Raw genomic sequence first — 17762 nt, 5'->3', positions numbered from 1 at the left:
GCCGCAGGCTGTGTGTTCAAGGGGCTCTACAGCGCCAGTAGTTGGTCTGTGACCGCCTCCAGTCGCTTCCGCGTCTCCCTGTCGTACGTTCCCCCGTGCGCCCGCGCCGGACGCGTCCCGTCGAAGTAGCCGCCCGTCCCCACGTCCTGTGTGGCCAGGGCCAGTACCCCCGGGGCCCCGTCCGCGATGGTGCTCAGGGCCGCGAACCCGCCCTCGCGTACCATCCCGGTGTCCATGAACGTCGCCGGATGCACGACGTTCACCGCGACGCCCGTGCCCGCCAACTCCTCGGCCAGCGTGAAGGTATGGGCCGCGAGCGCGAACTTGGCACGACGGTACGCCGCGAAGCCGTCGTAGCCGCGCCGGAACTCGATGTCGTCGAAGTCGACGGGGTCCTGGCCGACCGAACCCACGTTGACGATCCGTGCGGGGGTGTTCGCGCGCAGCACCGGCAGCAGGGCACGGGTCAGGGTCACCGGCGCCAAGTAGTTCACGGCCAGACGCAGTTCATGGCCGTCCACGCTCAACTCGCGCCCGGTGCCCGGCGCGCCCGCTCCGACGCCCGCGTTGTTGATCAGCACGTCGAGGCCGGGACGGGCGGCGGCGACCCGGGCGCCCAGCTCCCGTACCTCGGCCAGTGAGGCCAGGTCGGCCACGAACGCCTCGGCGTCGCCCTCGGTGCGCAGTTCCTCGACGAGCCGCCCGGTACGGTCCGCATCACGGCCGTGGGCGAGGACGACATGTCCGGCGCGGACCAGCTCGAAGGCGAGGTGGCGGCCGAGGCCGGAGGTGGCGCCGGTGATCAGAATCGTGGACATGCCTCCACCGTAGGCCCACGGTGGAGGCGTCTGCGTGATGCTGTCGAGGCTACGACCCGCAGGGTCACCCTTCTTCTTCCGCCAGCACGCGTTGCGCGGCGGCGAACGCCGAGTTGGCCGCCGGAACCCCGCAGTACACGGCCGTCTGGAGCAGGACCGCGCCGATCTCCTCCGGCGTCAGACCGTTGCGCCGGGCCGCCCGGACATGCATGGCCAGCTCGTCGTAGTGCCCGTGGGCGACCAGCGCGGTCAGGGTGATCATGCTGCGCTCGCGGCGGCTGAGCGTCGGGTCGGTCCAGATCTCGCCCCACGCGTAGCGCGAGATGAAGTCCTGGAAGCGCGCGGTGAAGGGCGACTGCCGGGCCTGCGCCCGGTCCACGTGCGCGTCGCCGAGCACCTCGCGCCGCACCTCCATGCCCCGCAGGGCGCCGCCGTCGAAGTGCGCGCGCAGAGCGGTCAGTACGGCCTCCGGGCACTGCGCGACCGCCAGATGCGAGGCCCCGGGGATCTCGACGAGCGCGGCACCCGGCACCGCGTCCGCGATCTCCCGCAGATGCGCCGGCGGGGTCGCCGGGTCCTCCCGGCCCGCGACGAGCAGAGTGGGCGCGGAGATCTCCGCCAGCCGCTCCCGGATGTCGAAGGCGCCCAGCGCGTCACAGCAGGCGGCATAGCCCTCGGGGTCGGCGTCCCGGTGGTCCTGGACGAGCCGGGGCACCGTGAAGCCGGGCGTGAACCAGCGGGCGTCCGCACTCTCCACGAGCCAGTCCATGCCCTCGGCGCGGACCCGCGCGGCCCGTTCCTCCCACGCCTTCGCACCGTTGAAGTGCGCCGACGAGCAGATCACGGCGAGCGACGACACCCGCTCGGGGTGATGCACGGCCAGGTGCAGCCCGACCGCCCCGCCCAGCGACACTCCCGCGTACGCGAACCGCTCGATGCCCAGCGAGTCCGCGAGCGCGAGCACCAGGTCGGCGAGGTCACCGACGGTGGCGCCGGGACCGATCAGGCCGGCCGCGCCGCCGCCGTGCCCCGGCAGATCCCAGCGGACCACCCGGTGGGTCAGGGAGAGCTCGGGCGCGACCTTGTCCCACAGGGCGTACGACGTCCCGAGCGACGGTCCGAGGATCAGCGGCGGAGCCGAATCCGGGCCCTCGGTGTGGTGGTTGAGGAGTTTCTCGGTCAACGTCGCTCCAGAGCACGATCGGTGAGGGCGGCGGCCGCCCCCGTGTAGCGGGCTGGGTCGGTGAGGCTGTCGAGATCGACGCCCTTCAACTCCGGTTCCTCCGCCAGGAGTTCGCCCAGGCCGCGGCCCTCGGCGTAGGTACGGCCGGCCAGCTCGGTCAGCAGGGCCTTGGCGCGCGCCCGGCCCAGTACCGGCGCCAGTTCGGCGGAGAGTCGCTCGGAGACGATCAACCCGTGGGTGAGGTCCAGGTGCGCACGCATCACGTCCGCGTGCACCCGCAGCCCTTCGGTGAGTTCGGCGGCGTCCCGGGCGGCACCGCCGACCAGCCGCAGCAGGTCCCGCAGCGGCTCCCACTCCGCGTGCCAGGCCCCGGCCGGCCGCTCGTCCTCCGCGGCCAGCGACGCGTACAGCGTGGCCGCGAGCTGCGGCGCCCGCCGGGCCGCGGCCGCGATCAGCGTGGACCGTACGGGATTCGCCTTGTGCGGCATCGCCGACGAACCGCCGCCGCTGCCCTCCGAGACCTCGGCGATCTCGGTACGGGCCAGCGTCAGCACATCCGCGGCGACCTTCCCCAGCGCTCCGGCCGCGAACGCCAGACATCCGGCGAGATCGGCGATCGGGGTGCGCAGGGTGTGCCAGGGCAGCTCGGGCGCCCGCAGACCGAGTTCCCGGGCGTACGCCGCCGGCAGCGAGGTCGGGTCGGCGGCGCCGTACGCGGTGAAGGCGGCCAGGGTCCCGGCCGCGCCGCCGAGTTGGGCGGGCAGCGAGTTCCGTACGGCCGTGATCCGGTCCCGCGCGTCCAGCACCAGCGACCGCCACCCGGCCGCCTTCAGCCCGAAGGTCGTCGGCACGGCGTGCTGGGTGAGCGTGCGTCCCGGCATCGCGGTGTCCCGGTGCGCGGCGGCCAGCCGGGCCAGCGCCGACTCCGTCCGCCCGAGGTCGGCACGGACCAGGTCTAGGGTGCGTACGGCGACCAGCACCGTCGCCGTGTCCATGATGTCCTGGCTCGTCGCACCCCGATGGACGTACGACCCGTACGCCCCGACGACCGCCTTCGTGAGATCGGCGACGAGCGGGATCACCGGGTTGCCGCCCGCCCGCGCCCGTACGGCGATGTCCTGGGGGTCGAAGGCCGTGGACCGGGCGGCCGCGGTGACCGCCGTGGCGGCCTCCTCGGGAGCCAGGCCCAGCGTCGCCTGGGCGCGGGTCAGCGCGGCCTCCGCGTCGAGCAGGGCCCGCAGATAGGCGGTGTCGCTCGTCGCGGACGCGGCGGGGGAACCGGCCCACCCGGGGGCGAGCAGACCGGTGTCGGGTTCGGCAGAAGTCACTGGAACTCCAGGAAGACCGTTTCGCCTTCGCCCTGAAGGCGGATGTCGAAACGGTAGGTCCCCAGCGCGCCGTCCGTGGCGACAAGCGTGTTCCGGCGTGCCTCGGCCACCTGGGAGAGCAGCGGGTCGGCGGCGAGCGCCGCGTCGTCGCCCGGGAGGTAGATCCGGGTGTAGAGGTGCACGAGGAGCCCGCGCGCGAAGAGGCACACGCTGAGGTAGGGCGCGCTTTTTCCCCGGGCGCCCGGGCGCAGCGTCCGCGCGGACCAGTGGCCGTTGGCGTCCGTCTGGACGCGTCCCCAGCCGGTGAACTCCACGCCGTTGCGGCCCAGGAAGCCACCGCTCGCCGGGTCGCGCCGCATCGAGCCGTCGACCGTCGGGACATTGCCGTCCGGGTCGGCCCCCCACAGCTCCACGAACGCGTCCGGCAGCGGGTTTCCCTCGCCGTCGTAGACGTATCCCTGGAGCGCGATGGTGTCCGGGTGGCCGACGGGCGCGATGTCGCCGCCGCCGGGGAAGGGGAGGGCGTGGCCGTAGAAGGGGCCGACCGTGTGCGACGGAGTGGGCAGCACCGTCTCGGGACGGCTTGTGTCGATCTTCGTCATGGGAGGTCAGCGTCCTTCTTCGATCCAGGTGGCGTTCGGGCCGTCGAGGACGATGTCCCAGTGGTAGCCCATCGAGAACTCCGGCACCGACAGGTCGTGGTCGTACGTGGCGACGAGGCGCTGCCGGGCCGCGTCGTCCGTCACCGACTGGATGATCGGGTCGTACGGGAACAGCGGGTCGGCCGGGAAGTACATCTGTGTCACGAGCCGCTGGGTGAACGCCGTGCCGAAGAGGGAGAAGTGGATGTGCGCGGGCCGCCACGCGTTGAGGTGCTGACGCCACGGGTAGGGGCCCGGCTGGATCGTCGTGAAGCGGTAGTGCCCGTCGCCGTCGGTGAGGGTGCGGCCCACGCCCGTGAAGTTCGGGTCCAGCGGGGCGTCGTGCTGCTCGCGCTGATGGGCGTACCGGCCGGCCGAGTTGGACTGCCAGATCTCGACCAGCTGGCCGCGCAACGGACGCCCGTCGCGGTCCAGCAGCCGCCCGGAGACGGTGATCCGCTCACCGATCGGCTCACCGTTGTGCTGCCGGGTGAGGTCGTTGTCGATCTCGGTGATGTCCCGCTCCCCGAAGGCGGGGGAGTGCAGCTCCACCAGCTCCGGGTCCTTGGACACGTCGATCGTGATCGGCGGCTGTTCGGGGTGCCGCAGCACCGAGGAGCGGTACGGCGCGTAGTCGCGGCGCGGCTGGTGCTCGACGGGCGCCCCGTCGGCGACCCGCTTCTCGTAGGCGGCGTGCTCGGCCGCGATCTCCTGGTCGATGTCGTGCTGGGTGAGTGTCATGGGATGGTCCTGGGGGTTCCGGGCGTTCAGGTCGAATCGGGGGAGGTGGCGCGCTCCTTCAGGGGCGCGGGGCTGTACTGAATTGCGGCTCTGCCGCGTGGGCGCGACCAGCTACAGACGGCCGGTAGTCGCGATCACAGCTCAGCGTTCCAGGACGAGGGCGAGCCCTTGGCCGACGCCGATGCACAACGTGGCCACACCAACTCCACTGCCCGCCCGGGCAAGTTGATGAGCCACCGTGCCGGCGAGGCGCGCACCGGACGCCCCCAGCGGATGCCCGAGGGCGATCGCGCCGCCCTGCGGATTGAGGATCGCCGGGTCGAACTCCGGCCATTCGGCGACGCATCCGAGGACCTGGGCGGCGAAGGCCTCGTTCAGTTCCAGGACCGACAGGTCGTCAAACCCCTTGCCGGCCTTGGCGAGTGCCCGGTTGACGGCCTCCACCGGGGCGAGCCCGAAGTAGTCCGGGTCCAGGGCGTTCACCCCGGTCGCCGAGACGCGGGCCAGTGGCTCGCGCCCCGTCGCCCGCAGGCCCTCCTCGTCCACCAGCAGGAGCGCCGCCGCACCGTCGTTCAGCGGGGAGGCGTTGCCCGCGGTGACCGTACCGCCGTCCTTACGGAACGACGGCTTGAGCTTCGCCATCGCCGCGAGCGAGGCGTCGGCCCGCACGCACTCGTCGGCGCCGAGGACCACCGGCTCGCCCTTGCGCTGCGGGATCGGCACGGGCGCGAGCTCGGCGTCGAAGAGACCCTGTTCCTGCGCGGCGGCCGCCTTTTGGTGCGAGGCCAGCGCGAACTCGTCCTGCTGCTCACGCGTGATCTTGTGCTTGTCGGCGATGAGTTCGGCCGACTCGCCCAGCGGGATCGTCCACTGCGGATCCATCCTCGGGTTGACCATGCGCCAGCCGAGGGTGGTCGAGTACATCTCGGTGTGCCCGGCGGGGAAGGCCCGGTCGTTCTTGGGCAGCACGTACGGCGCGCGGGTCATCGACTCGACACCGCCCGCCACGGCGACGGAGGCGTCGCCGACCGCGATGGCGCGGGCCGCCTGGATCACCGCCTCCAGGCCGGACGCGCACAGTCGGTTGACGGTGACGCCGGGGACGGAGGTCGGCAGGCCCGCGAGCAGCGCGCCCATGCGGGCGACGTTGCGGTTCTCCTCGCCGGCGCCGTTGGCGTTGCCGAAGTAGACGTCCTCGACGCGGGAGGGGTCCAGGCCGGGCGTACGGGCGAGGAGTTCGCGGATGGCGTGGGCGGCCAGGTCGTCCGGGCGCACCGAGGACAGGCCGCCGCTGTAGCGGCCGATCGGGGTGCGGACCGCGTCGACGATGTACACGGGCTTCACAGCAGGTCCTCCGCGACGGTCAGCTTGGCGTCGGTCTTCGCGATGACGTCGTCCACGGCGACGCCGGGGGCGACCTCGGTCAGCACCAGCCCCTGCGCGGTCACGTCGATCACTCCGAGGTCGGTGATGACCCGGTTCACACACGCCTTGCCCGTGAGCGGCAGCGCGCACTCCGCGAGGATCTTCGGCGAGCCGTCCTTGGCGGTGTGGGTCATCACCACGATGACCGTGCGGGCGCCGTGGACCAGGTCCATCGCCCCGCCGATCCCGGTGATCATCTTCCCGGGGATGGCCCAGTTCGCCAGGTCACCGCCCGCGGAGACCTGCATCGCGCCCAGCACGGCGACGTCGATGTGGCCGCCGCGGATCATCGAGAAGGACAGCGCCGAGTCGAAGAAGGAGGCGCCGGGCAGGACCGTGACGGTCTCCTTGCCGGCGTTGATCAGATCCGGGTCGACCTGGTCCTCGGTGGGGTAGGGGCCGGTGCCCAGGATGCCGTTCTCGGACTCCAGGATCACCTCCACTCCCTCGGGCAGGTAGTTGGGGATCAGCGTGGGCAGGCCGATGCCGAGGTTGACGTACTGCCCGTCCTGAAGCTCGCGCGCCGCGCGCGCGGCCATCTGCTCGCGTGTCCAGGCCATCAGTTGCTCACCGTCCGCTGCTCGATCCGCTTGTCGGCGGCCTGCTCCGCCGTCAGTGCCACCACCCGCTGCACGAAGATGCCCGGCAGATGCACCGCGTCCGGCTCGATCTCGCCCGGCTCGACGAGCTCCTCGACCTCGGCGATCGTGATCCGCCCGGCCATCGCCGCGAGGGGGTTGAAGTTGCGCGTGGACTTGTTGAAGACGAGGTTCCCGTGCCGGTCCCCGCGAGCCGCCCGCACCAGCGCGAAGTCGGTGCGGATCCCGCGCTCCAGCACGTACTCGGTGCCGTCGAACTCCCGCACCTCCTTCGGCGGCGAGGCGAGCGCGACGCCGCCCTCACCGTCGTAGCGCCACGGGAGCCCGCCCTCGGCGACCTGGGTGCCCACGCCGGCCGGGGTGAAGAAGGCGGGGATGCCCGCGCCACCGGCGCGCAGCCGCTCGGCGAGCGTGCCCTGCGGGATCATCTCGACCTCCAGCTCACCGGACAGGTACTGCCGCGCGAACTCCTTGTTGGCGCCGATGTAGGAGCCGGTCACCCGCGCGATGCGCCCGGCGGCGAGCAGGACCGCCAGCCCGGACTCCATCGCACCGCAGTTGTTGGAGACCACGCCGAGGCCGCTGACCTCACGCTCGTACAGGGCCTGGATCAGCACGTTCGGCACCCCGCTGAGTCCGAAGCCGCCGACGGCGAGTGTCGCGCCGTCCGGCACATCGGCCACCGCCTCGGCGGCGGTGGCGACCACCTTGTCCATGCGTGAAGCTCCATCTCGCTGATTAATCAGGGCACTGAGCATTTCGGTGAAGTTTCCTTCACGCTGCCACCGGACGGCGACGACGTCAAGACCCAGGAGAAGTGTGAGGTCAGTAGCGTGAGCGAGGTTGCAGACAGTCTGCGTCCCGCCGGGTATCGTTCAGTGCACTTACGAATACGACCTCGGGAGCGCACATGGCCGCGGTGGACCTCACCACCCACCCCGGGCACCTGGCCCGGCGGCTCCAGCAGGCGCACTACCTGCTCTGGAACACGATGGTCTCGGAGGAGATCACCTCGCCGCAGTTCGCCGTCCTCAACGCGCTCGTCACCGAGCCGGGTCTCGACCAGCGCACGGTGGGGGAGCGGGTGGGCCTGGACCGGTCCACCATCGCCGAGGTGATCAGCCGTCTGGACCGCCGCGGACTGGTCGACAAGGTGCGCGACCCGCAGGACGGCCGGCGGTTCCTGCTGCGCCTCACCGACGACGGGACGCGCACCCACCGCAAACTGACCGTGCGCACGGCCCGGATGAACCAGGTCTTCCTGGCCCCGCTCTCCGCCGACGAGCGGTCCGTCTTCTTCGAACTCATCCAGCGTGTCTCGGACGCGGCCGAGGGGCTCCGCAACCCCGCGGAACCCCTCGTCGCCCAGCGCTAGGCGCTCCGCCGGCTGAGCGGTGAGGCGCCGCAGTGGACTTCGCCCGACCCGCTCAGGCCTTGGCGAAGACCACCCAGACCTGCCCCTCGGCGAAGTTCACCGGGTCGCCGTCACCCGTCGTGAACGTCGTACCGTCCGTCGCCTTCTCGCGCTTCCAGTCGACGGTGTACGCCTTCCCGTCACGCAGCACCTTCGCCTTCCCCGAGCCCACCGTCTCGGTGTACGGCGTGTTGTTGCCGAGGAAATCGTGGAAGCCGGACTTGCGGATCTTGACGTACTGCACGACGACCGTCGCCGGGGCGAGCCGCTTGCCGGTGGTCGTCACCGACGGTGTCCCGTCCATCGAGACCAGGTAGCGGTCCCGGCTCGGGGACCAGGTGAACCGGAAGGTGGCCGCCGGGTAGCGCACGGTCTCCGAGGTGTCCTTCGTCCCGCCGGACGACGGGGCGGCGCCATAGGTGAAGCCGGTCGTCAGGGCGTCCGCGCCCGGAACCGAGGGCATCAGACGGTCCGGGCGCAGATAGAGGTTGTGCGGGGCGGACTTGTCGCTGCCCCGGTAGTAGGCGCCGGACGTCTCGCCGGGCGTCTGCGGGTTCAGCGGCGCCTTGTCGATCAGCGGCATCAGCTTCCCCTGGGCGCCGGAGAAGGCGAGCGTCGGGTGGTCGAACTGGCGCAGCAGCTCCAGATCGGACTCCCGGGCGCTGCGCACCGGCCCGACGACCTTGGGCAGCTTGGTCGCGTACACCGCCATCAGCCGGCTCAGGCCGCCCTCGACCTGCTCGGCGTAGATGATGTCCGCGGAGTCGGTGCCCGTGTGCGGGCGGGCCGCCCGCACGTTGTCGATCTTCACGGCGAGCGCCGACTCGCCGGTCAGCCCGCTCTGCGAGGGCTCTTGGCCCGGGTCCTGGTTCGGGGTCTGCGGGGTCCGGTCCTGTTCCGCTCCTCTTCCGTCGTCGGACGGGCCGGGCTGGTTGGTGCCTGTGCAGCCCGCCGCCAGGGAAACCGTCAGTGCGGCGGCCAGGAGCGCCGCCGTAGTCATGGCGCGTCGCGTGCGCGCCCTTCGTCCCATGCCCACCGTCGCCACCCAAGTCTCGTTTCACTGATTGTGCGCTTATGTGCTCATTGGTTGCCATACCCGGTCGGATTTGATCGGGCGAGGTGAGTACCTCTGAGGAGCGCGCCGCTACGCCGAGCGGCCCACAAGCCGCTCGGCGAAGGGGGTGAGGGTGGGGTGGACCCGGTGGGCGAACGTCCGTCGACGGGTCCCGGTGCGTCAGCCCAGGATGTCGTTCAGGTCGTACCCGACGGGCTCCTCCAGCTGCGCGTACGTGCAGCTCTCCGGCTCCCGGTCCGGGCGCCAGCGGCGGAAGCGGGCCGTGTGCCGGAACCGCGCGCCGTTCTCCATGTGGTCGTACGCCACCTCGGCCACCCGTTCCGGCCGGATCGCCACCCAGGACAGGTCCTTCTTGCCCGACCAGCGGCTCGGCGCCCCGGGCAGCCGGGCACTCTCGTGGGCCGTCTCGTCCGACCAGGCCGCCCAGGGGTGTCCGGCGGGATCCGCCATGCGCAGCGGCTCCAGCTCCGCCACCAGCTCGGCGCGCCGCTTCATCGGGAACGCGGCCGACACCCCCACGTGCTGGAGCGTGCCCGCGTCGTCGTGGAGACCGAGCAGGAGCGAGCCGACGATCGGGCCGCTCTTGTGGAAGCGGTAGCCGGCGACGACGACGTCCGCCGTGCGCTCGTGCTTGATCTTGAACATGGCGCGCTCGTCCGGGAGATAGCGCAGCGTGAGCGGCTTGGCGATGACCCCGTCGAGGCCCGCTCCCTCGTACTGCTCGAACCACCGCCGCGCCACCTCGATGTCCGTGGTCGCCGGGGCCACGTGCACCGGAGCGGTCGTCGAGGACAGTGCCGTGGTCAGGAGCTTCCTGCGGTCGCTCAGCGGGACGTCCAGGAGCGGCTCGTCCCGGAGGGCCAGCAGGTCGAAGGCCACGAAGGACGCCGGCGTCCGCTCGGCGAGCGTGCGGACCCGGGAGGCCGCCGGGTGGATGCGCTCGGTGAGCGCGTCGAAGTCCAGGCGGCCGTCCCGGGCGATCACGATCTCCCCGTCCAGCACACAGCGCTCGGGGACCCGCTCCTGGAGAGCGGCCGCGAGCTCGGGGAAGTACCTGGTCAGCGACTTGCCCGTACGGCTGCCCAGCTCGACCTCGGCCCCGTCGCGGAACACGATCGCCCGGAACCCGTCCCACTTCGCCTCGTACTGCATGTCCGGCGGGATCCTGGCCACCGACTTGGCGAGCATCGGCTTCACGGGCGGCATCACCGGCAGATCCATGCTCTCGATTCTGCGCCCGCGAAGCCGTGTATGCCCGGTGTGCGAGGTTTGCGCGGTACGCCTACCGTGGCTCGCATGGGTGAAGCGGTGGAACTGGAGGTGGGCGGCCGGACCGTACGGCTGTCCAGCCCGGACAAGATCTTCTTCCCGGAGCGCGGATACACCAAGCTCGACCTGGCCCGCTACTACCAGGCGGTCGCCCCCGGCATCCTGCGCGCCCTGCGCGACCGGCCCACCACCCTGGAGCGCTACCCGGACGGGGTGGCCGGCGAGTCCTTCTTCCAGAAGCGCGCACCGAAGAACATGCCCGACTGGATCCCGACCGCCCACATCACCTTCCCCAGCGGCCGCAGCGCCGACGAGATGTGCCCCACCGAGGAGGCCGCCGTCCTGTGGGCCGCCCAGTACGGCACGCTCACCTTCCACCCCTGGCCGGTGCGGCGCGACGACGTCGACCGGCCCGACGAACTCCGCATCGACCTCGACCCGCAGCCCGGCACGGACTACGACGACGCCGTGCGCGCGGCGGGCGAACTCCGCGCCGTGCTGGAGGAGTTCGGCGGTCTGCGCGGCTGGCCGAAGACGTCCGGCGGGCGGGGCCTGCATGTGTTCGTGCCGATCGAACCCCGCTGGACCTTCACGGAGGTCCGCAGGGCGGCGATCGCGGTGGGCCGGGAGCTGGAACGGCGGATGCCGGACCAGGTGACGATCAAGTGGTGGAAGGAGGAGCGCGGCGAGCGGATCTTCGTCGACTACAACCAGACCGCCAGGGATCGCACCATCGCGTCCGCCTATTCCGTACGGCCGCGCCCGCACGCCCCTGTGTCGGCGCCCCTGCGCTGGGAGGAGGTCGGCGAGGCGCACCCTCAGGACTTCGACCTCGTGACCATGCCCGCGCGCTTCGCCGAACTCGGCGACGTGCACGCGGACATGGACGATCACGCCTTCTCGCTCGACGCCCTGCTGGAACTGGCACGCCAGGACGAACACGACCACGGTCTGGGAGACCTGCCCTACCCGCCGGAGTATCCGAAGATGCCGGGGGAGCCCAAGCGGGTGCAGCCGAGCCGGGCGAGACACGACGACAGCTGACGGTGGATCAGCGGCGGGCGGCCAGCCGCCACAGCGAGGTCGTCTCCCGGCTCCGCGCCGCGTGGAGGGGATCACCGGGGTCCGTCGCGCGGGGGTGACGCGGCCGGGTGTCGATCCTCCCGCGGACCCGCAGCCCCGCGCCCTCGATCGCCGACAGCAGCTCGCCACGTGAGCGCAGCCCCAGCCGCTCGGCCAGGTCCGACAGGACGAGCCAGCCCTCGCCGCCCGGAGTGAGACGGGAGGCCAGTCCGTCCAGGAAGGCGTGCAGCATGGTGCCGCCCGGGTCGTAGACACCCTGTTCCAGAGCGGAGGACGGCCGGACGGGGAGCCAGGGCGGGTTGCAGACGACGACGTCGGCGCGTCCCCCGGGGAACAGCCCCGGGCCCGTCACCTCGATGCGCCCGGCGAGGCCAAGCCGCCGGGCGTTGTCGCGGGCACAGGCCAGGGCGCGCGGGCTGATGTCGGTGGCCGTGACACGGCCGAACCCCCGGCGGGCCAGCACGGCGGCGAGCACTCCCGTGCCGGTGCCCAGGTCGAACGCGGTGCGTGGCACGGGCACGGGGAGGGGCGCCGTCGCGACGAGGTCGACGTACTCGCCCCTGACCGGGGAGAACACTCCGTAGTGGGGGTGGACGCGGGCGCCGCCGAGGGCGGGTACCTCGACGCCCTTGCGGCGCCACTCGTGCGCTCCGATCACCCCCAGCAACTCCCTGAGGGAGACGGCCACGGGGCCGCCGCGGGGCGGACCGTAGGCCGCGGCACATGCCTCGCGGACGTCCGGGGCCCTGCGCAGGGTCAGAGCGTGGTCGTCCGCCAGTAGCACCACGAGGCGGCCCAGGACCCGCGCACGGTGGCCGCGGGCCCTGCGGTGCAGGTGGAAGGAGTCGATCGGGCTGTCACCGGGCCGTGGCGGCTTGCGGTCGATGCGGCGGCCGACGGCCTCCAGGAGCCGGCGCGCGTGGGGGAAGTCGCCCTGCCAGAGCAGCGCGGTGCCCTCGCAGGCCAGCCGGTGGGCGGTGTCGGCGCGCATGCGGTCGACGGCGACGACGACACGTCGTGGGGCGGGGGCCGCGCTCTCGGAGTGCCAGCGGGCGTGTCGGACGGTGGCGGTGCGGGGCTCGGTCCAGGAGATGGTGGACACGGTGAACTCCTCGTGGTCGAACGTGCGGATACACGAAGAGCGCTTCGACGAGGAGTGCGGGAAGCGGCCGACGCCAGGGCGTGGCCGCGGGTGAGGTGAAGGGGCGGACGGGCTCTGTGCGGAGCGCCGGGGCTACCGCTCCCGCGTCGAAGCGCGAGCGGAGACGTCGCCGAGCACCATGCCGAGTGTCATGGGAGGCAGGCTCGCACGAGCCGTTGCCGCCGGGCAAACGGTTTGCGGGGTGCGGCCCGCCGTCGCCGCGGCGGTCCGCACCCCTGGGAATCACTTGAGGACGGCGCTCACAACTCCTTGATCCGGATGTCCCGGTACGACACCACGTCCGTCGTGCCGTGCACCTGGAGTCCGAGGTAGCCGGAGGCGAACCGCCGCCCGTCCGTGCCCGGGTCGTCCGAGCGGGGCGGGGTGAAGTCCTGGCCGCCGATGTTGTCGAACTCGTTGATCAGCACACCGTTGCGGTAGACCGAGTAGTGCTGGTCGACCACCCGGATCTCGTAGTCGTTCCAGGTGCCCTTCTGCGTCACGCCCGCGCCGGCCAGGCCCACGCGGTCGAAGCCGTAGACCGAGCCCGTCTTGTACATGTCGCCGTCGGGCCGGTCCAGGACCTGCACCTCATGGCCGTACTTGATGGCGACCCACTCCGGCCGTGACTCCTCGGGGTGGTCGTGGATCCACGGGAAGCGCACGAACACCCCCGAGTTGGCGTTGCCGGTGCCCGGCGCGTCGTCCCGCCACTGGAGCCGCAGCGAGAAGTCGCCGTACTTGCGCTCCGGGAACCACAGCATGCCGAGCCCGGCCTTCGTGGTGCCGGAGGTGATCGAGCCGTCGGCGTTCAGCCCGAACGAACCGCCGCCCACCTGCTGCCACTTGGCGAACGACTCCGCGCTGCCGTCGAGGATCTTCCGGTAGCCCTCGGTCTGCCCGGGCTCGCCGATCCCGGACTGCCGGGCGGCCTTGTGGACGGCGTCGTACTCGCGCTGGTCGACGACCCCTTCCTTGAGGAGCTTGTCGAGGACCGTCTTCACGTGCTTGACGAACAGCGCGTGGGAGGTCCACTCCTTCTCGTCCTCGATCAACTCGTTGATACGGCAACGGCTGTTGGTGAGCCGGTTGGGCACCCCCGAGTCGACCTCGCCGACGATGACCGTCAACCGCTCGTCGAACTCCGGGCAGTTGGGCGCGGGAACCTGGCTCGACACGACGGTGAAGGTCACCGTACGGGCCGCGGCGGTGTTGCCCGCCTTGTCGGTGGCCCGGTAGGCCAGGGTGTGGGTGCCGGCCCGGTCGACGACCACCGGTGCGGTGTACGCGAGGTACGGTCCACCGTCGATCGAGTACTCGATCCGGTCGACACCGCTCCCGCCGTGCCCGTCCGCGGCGCTCACGGTCACCCTGGCGTTGCCGACATAGGCCCCGGCCGAGTTCTTCGTGCCCTCGACGGTCACCCCCGTCACCGGCGGTGTGGTGTCCGGGGTGGGCGTCGCGACGACCGTGAACCGGACGCTCTTCTCGGCGGCGACATTGCCCGCCTTGTCGGTGGCGCGGTAGCGCACGGTGTGGGTGCCGAGCTGATGCACCATCACGGGCGCGGTGTACGGCTGCCAGGCCCCGTCGCCGACGGCGTACTCGATGGTGTTGACGCCGGAGCCGGTGTCCGAGGCGGACACGGTCACCGTCGCCATGTCGAGGTACGCCCCGTCGGCGTTCTGCTGTCCGGTCACCGTCGCCGAGGTGGCCGGGGCGGTGGTGTCGTCCGAGGGCGGGGGGACCACCGTGAACCGCACGCTCTTCTCGGCGGCGACATTGCCCGCCTTGTCGAGCGCCCGGTAGCGGATGGTGTGGCTGCCGACCTGGTCGACGACGACCGGGGCGGTGTACGGCAGCCAGTCGCCGGTGTCGCCGACCGCGTACTGGATGCCGTCGACCCCCGACCCGCCGGTCTCGTCCGTCGCGCTGATCGCGACACTCGCCGAGCCGACGTACTCGCCCTGCGCGTTCTGCGTGCCGGTCACCTGCGCCGCGGTCGCGGGCGGGGTGGTGTCCTCGCCGGTGCCCTCGGTCACCACCAGGATGCCCTGCATCTGTCCGTGGCCCGGGATCGTGCAGTGGTAGAAGTAGCGGCCCGGGGTGAGGGTGACCTCGGCGGTGTGGCGGCCGCCCATGTCGTCGTTGGGGTTGGCGAGGATGTTCAACTGCACATCGCTGTTGAACTCGGGGTCGCTCGTCACGAACGTCAACGTGTGCGGCATGCCGGTGGTGTTACCGGTCGCCGCGCTGTTCTCGAAGACGATCGTCGCCTGCCCCGCCACCGCGGTCACGGGCGCCGACAGGTACTTGGTGATGTCGTCGCCGGCCGTCCATGTGAGGGTCTGCGCGGCGGCCGCCCGCTCGACGGGCTGCCGGGCGGAGACGGGCACCGACTGCAACCCGAGCATGATCAGTACGGCGGCCAGCAGGGCGGTCCAGATTCTTCGTCGCTGTGTCACCGAGCGGCCCCCCTCGCCAGCTGACCGGCGGCCGGGGTGGGGCCGCCTCCCTTGTAAGTGACCTGCCACAGTGCCGACTTGGCGTCCGAGGTGAAGAAGCCGCGGCCGTAGTCGAGCACGTACAGCGAGCCGTCCGGACCGAACTTCCAGTCCATGAGGTTCCTGATGCCGTCGTTGCCGACGGGCACGATCTTCTTCAACGACTCGGAGTGCACGGGCAGTCCACCGTCCCCGTGGGTCTTCGGGTCGGTGATGACGGCGTTGCGCGGCTGGTCGGCGTCGTAGAAGTCGCCGACGAACCACTTGCCGTCCCAGTAGGCGGGCCACTTGACCTCGCTGGCGCTCGCCGTGTCGTAGCGGTACACCGGCCCGTTCATCGCGGCCTGTCCGCCACCCTTCAGCCACGGCAGCAGATACGTGGACTCCTCCTGCTTGTACGACGGGATGCCGTTCGCGTCGCGCGGGAAGTCCGGTGCGCCGCCCTGGGGCGAGTACCAGATGTTGTTGCCGGTGACCGGCGGGAGGTTGACGAGGCCGTCGTTGTTCGGGGACTCGTTCTTCGGGTGGTCGCAGTCGTACCAGCCCAGCGGCTTCGTCGGGTCGGGGAGGTTGCGGTCGCGGTAGGGCTGCTTGTTGCCCATGCAGTACGGCCAGCCCCGGTTGCCCGCCTCGGTGATGACGGCGAACGTGTCGTACTTGGCAGGGCCCCAGGTCGTCGAGGGCGCCGAGGCGTCCGGGCCGACCCAGCCGGCGTACAGGATGTCGGTCTTCCGGTCGACGAAGATGCGGGCGGGGTTCCTGACGCCCATCACATAGATCTCGCCGCGGGTCTTCCCGCCGCCCTCGTCGGTCTCCTGGCCGGTGAAGAGGTTCCCGGCGGGCAGGGTGTACGTCCCGTCCGGCTCCGGGTGGACGCGCAGGATCTTGCCGTTGAGGTTGTGGGTGTTGCCGGCGGTGCGCCGCGCGTCGGCGAAGGAGACGCCCTTGAAGTTCGGCTCCGGGTTGTTGCCCGAGTAACCGTCGCTGAAGCGGCTGGAGTTGTTGTCACCGGTCGCGATGTACAGGTTGCCCTTCGAGTCCCAGGTCATCCCGCCGCCCGCATGGCAGCAACTGTGGATCTGCACCGGCCACTTGAGCAGCACCTTCTCGCTGTCCAGGTCCAGCTTGTTCGTGGCGAGGTCTAGTGTGAACCGCGAGACCCGCCGCTCGGCCATCCGGGTGTCCCGGTTGATCTGCGAGTGCGGCGTGTAGTGCAGATACACCCAGCCGTTCTGCTCGAAGCGGGGATCGAGCTCGATGCCGAGAAGCCCCTCCTCGACCTTGACCAGTTCGTCGCCGCCGCCCTTGTTGCCGAAGACCGTCAACGCCCCCGCGAGGGTGACCTTCTTGGTCCTCGGGTCGTAGACATGGATCTCCCCCCTGCCCTTGCCGATGTCGGGGTTGTTCCAGTCGGTGACCACCGGCCGGGAGGAGTCCGCGCCGCCCCGGCCGATGTAGAACACCCGGCCGTCGGGCGCGGTGACCAGACCGTGCGGCTCGCCGATCTGGTCGTTCTGCCCGGCCTGGTTGGGCTGGGTGAGGCGCTCCGCCTTGTAGTTGCCGGTGATGGTCGCCTTGCAGTCGGCCTGCACCAGCCGCGAGGTCCACAACAGGGCACCGCGCAGATGCGTACGGAAGTCGCTCTCGTCGTACGACGACACCGTGCCGCCCATGCCGGTGTAGAAGGACCGGCCGCCGTCGTAGTCACGGCACCAACTCACCGGATGGTCCCAGCCGTTGGCGCTCGCTCCGGGTGCGTAGCTCGACTCCCGGACCCGCGCCACGGTGTGCACGGCTCCTGAGGGGTTCTTGGTCCAGTTGAACCACTGGTCGGGCCGCTTCCACTGCACCGGCAGATCCTTGGTGGCCGGATGCTGCCGGTCACCGACCTCGACGACCGCACGCTGTACGGCGGTTGGGCTGGAGGCGGCCGGACGGGCACCGACGAGACCCGTGAACCAGTCCGAGTACGGCTCGGCACGAGCGGCGTCATGGACGCCGACGAAACCGCCGCCGGCCTCCATGTAGGCCTCCAGACCGGCCTCCTGCTCCGGATCGAGGATGTCACCGCCGCCGGTCAGGAAGACGATCGCGTTGTAGCGCCCGAGCCTCGCCTCATCGGTGAACACCGACGCGTCGTCGGTGGCCTCGGTCTTGAACCGCTGGTCCGTCGGCCCGGACAGGCCGATCTTCTCGATCGTCTCGATCCCCGCGTTCACGACCGGCGACTCCTCCCCGGCCGCCGCGGAACCGTAGAAGACCAGCACACGTACGTTCGCGCCGCCCGGCGGCGACTTCACGGACATCGTTGTCAGGGGTGGCTCGGGAGCCGGACGCGCGCTGGCGGCGGGACCCGACAGCAGTCCGGCGACGACGACTGCGGCGGTCACACCCGCCACGCCGACCCGTCTTCTCGCGCTCAGTCCTCGTAAGTGCATGGGCGCCTCCTCGGTCACAGCAACAGCGCGATGGAAGCTAGACCTCTTTGCGCAACTCGCCAATACCTATGACCGAGTTGGGGCCAACTTTGTCCTGGGCGTG

The 17762-nt window shown here is 71.2% G+C and carries 15 protein-coding genes; 2 read left to right on the top strand and 13 right to left on the bottom strand.

The genetic code is table 11. The annotated features are described in order from the left end of the window. Positions 1 to 26: 26 nt before the first annotated feature. The 8 genes from HLK59_RS03820 to HLK59_RS03785 form a co-directional block, all read right to left on the bottom strand. The gene (locus HLK59_RS03820; RefSeq protein WP_171139756.1) at positions 27 to 818 is read right to left on the bottom strand and encodes an SDR family NAD(P)-dependent oxidoreductase; all 792 of its coding nucleotides are present in this window, start codon (positions 816 to 818) and stop codon (positions 27 to 29) included. A gap of 64 nt (positions 819 to 882) precedes the next feature. Then, complete coding sequence (pcaD, locus tag HLK59_RS03815; RefSeq protein ID WP_171139755.1) at positions 883 to 2001, bottom strand: 3-oxoadipate enol-lactonase; 1119 nt, start codon at positions 1999 to 2001, stop codon at positions 883 to 885. Further along, positions 1998 to 3329, bottom strand: coding sequence for a 3-carboxy-cis,cis-muconate cycloisomerase (gene pcaB, locus HLK59_RS03810; protein WP_171139754.1), 1332 nt, complete (start codon positions 3327 to 3329; stop codon positions 1998 to 2000). Before pcaB ends, pcaD begins: the two co-directional genes overlap by 4 nt. Next, positions 3326 to 3931, bottom strand: coding sequence for a protocatechuate 3,4-dioxygenase subunit alpha (pcaG, locus tag HLK59_RS03805; protein WP_171139753.1), 606 nt, complete (start codon positions 3929 to 3931; stop codon positions 3326 to 3328). Before pcaG ends, pcaB begins: the two co-directional genes overlap by 4 nt. A gap of 6 nt (positions 3932 to 3937) precedes the next feature. Beyond that, positions 3938 to 4711, bottom strand: a complete 774-nt coding sequence (gene pcaH / locus HLK59_RS03800) for a protocatechuate 3,4-dioxygenase subunit beta (RefSeq protein WP_171139752.1) — start codon at positions 4709 to 4711, stop codon at positions 3938 to 3940. A 141-nt stretch (positions 4712 to 4852) separates the two neighbouring features. Continuing rightward, complete coding sequence (locus HLK59_RS03795) at positions 4853 to 6055, bottom strand: thiolase family protein (RefSeq protein ID WP_171139751.1); 1203 nt, start codon at positions 6053 to 6055, stop codon at positions 4853 to 4855. Further along, positions 6052 to 6696 (bottom strand): CoA transferase subunit B, encoded by a 645-nt coding sequence (locus HLK59_RS03790; RefSeq protein WP_171139750.1) that lies wholly within the window; start codon positions 6694 to 6696, stop codon positions 6052 to 6054. The genes HLK59_RS03795 and HLK59_RS03790 overlap by 4 nt, the downstream gene beginning before the upstream one ends. Beyond that, on the bottom strand, positions 6696 to 7451 hold the full coding sequence (locus HLK59_RS03785) for a CoA transferase subunit A (protein ID WP_171139749.1): 756 nt from the start codon (positions 7449 to 7451) through the stop codon (positions 6696 to 6698). Before HLK59_RS03785 ends, HLK59_RS03790 begins: the two co-directional genes overlap by 1 nt. A gap of 194 nt (positions 7452 to 7645) precedes the next feature. On the opposite strand from HLK59_RS03785, the gene HLK59_RS03780 reads away from it, so the two are divergent. After that, positions 7646 to 8110: a MarR family transcriptional regulator gene (locus HLK59_RS03780; RefSeq protein ID WP_171139748.1), complete on the top strand. Its 465-nt coding sequence runs from the start codon at positions 7646 to 7648 to the stop codon at positions 8108 to 8110. 52 nt (positions 8111 to 8162) lie between these two features. Here HLK59_RS03780 and HLK59_RS03775 read toward each other — a convergent pair whose 3' ends face one another. Then, the gene (locus HLK59_RS03775) at positions 8163 to 9149 is read right to left on the bottom strand and encodes a DUF3048 domain-containing protein (RefSeq protein WP_240982188.1); all 987 of its coding nucleotides are present in this window, start codon (positions 9147 to 9149) and stop codon (positions 8163 to 8165) included. 234 nt (positions 9150 to 9383) lie between these two features. Continuing rightward, positions 9384 to 10445 carry an ATP-dependent DNA ligase gene (locus tag HLK59_RS03770; RefSeq protein WP_171139746.1) on the bottom strand — a complete coding sequence of 354 codons (1062 nt, stop codon included), beginning with the start codon at positions 10443 to 10445 and terminating at the stop codon, positions 9384 to 9386. 75 nt (positions 10446 to 10520) lie between these two features. Here HLK59_RS03770 and ligD point away from each other — a divergent pair, with 75 nt between their 5' ends. Further along, entirely contained in the window at positions 10521 to 11537 is a 1017-nt protein-coding gene (ligD, locus tag HLK59_RS03765; RefSeq protein WP_171139745.1) for a non-homologous end-joining DNA ligase, read from the top strand. A gap of 7 nt (positions 11538 to 11544) precedes the next feature. On the opposite strand, the gene HLK59_RS03760 is transcribed toward ligD, so the two are convergent. The 3 genes from HLK59_RS03760 to HLK59_RS03750 form a co-directional block, all read right to left on the bottom strand. Then, positions 11545 to 12678, bottom strand: coding sequence for a class I SAM-dependent methyltransferase (locus tag HLK59_RS03760; protein ID WP_171139744.1), 1134 nt, complete (start codon positions 12676 to 12678; stop codon positions 11545 to 11547). A gap of 299 nt (positions 12679 to 12977) precedes the next feature. Beyond that, on the bottom strand, positions 12978 to 15131 hold the full coding sequence (locus HLK59_RS03755) for a family 16 glycoside hydrolase (protein ID WP_171139816.1): 2154 nt from the start codon (positions 15129 to 15131) through the stop codon (positions 12978 to 12980). Positions 15132 to 15178: 47 nt separating this feature from the next. Beyond that, positions 15179 to 17659, bottom strand: coding sequence for a ThuA domain-containing protein (locus tag HLK59_RS03750; RefSeq protein WP_171139743.1), 2481 nt, complete (start codon positions 17657 to 17659; stop codon positions 15179 to 15181). Between the last annotated feature and the right edge of the window lie 103 nt (positions 17660 to 17762).

The organism is Streptomyces sp. S3(2020) (assembly GCF_013044505.1).
Classification (GTDB): domain Bacteria; phylum Actinomycetota; class Actinomycetes; order Streptomycetales; family Streptomycetaceae; genus Streptomyces.
This window is presented reverse-complemented; position numbering and strand designations above follow the sequence as displayed.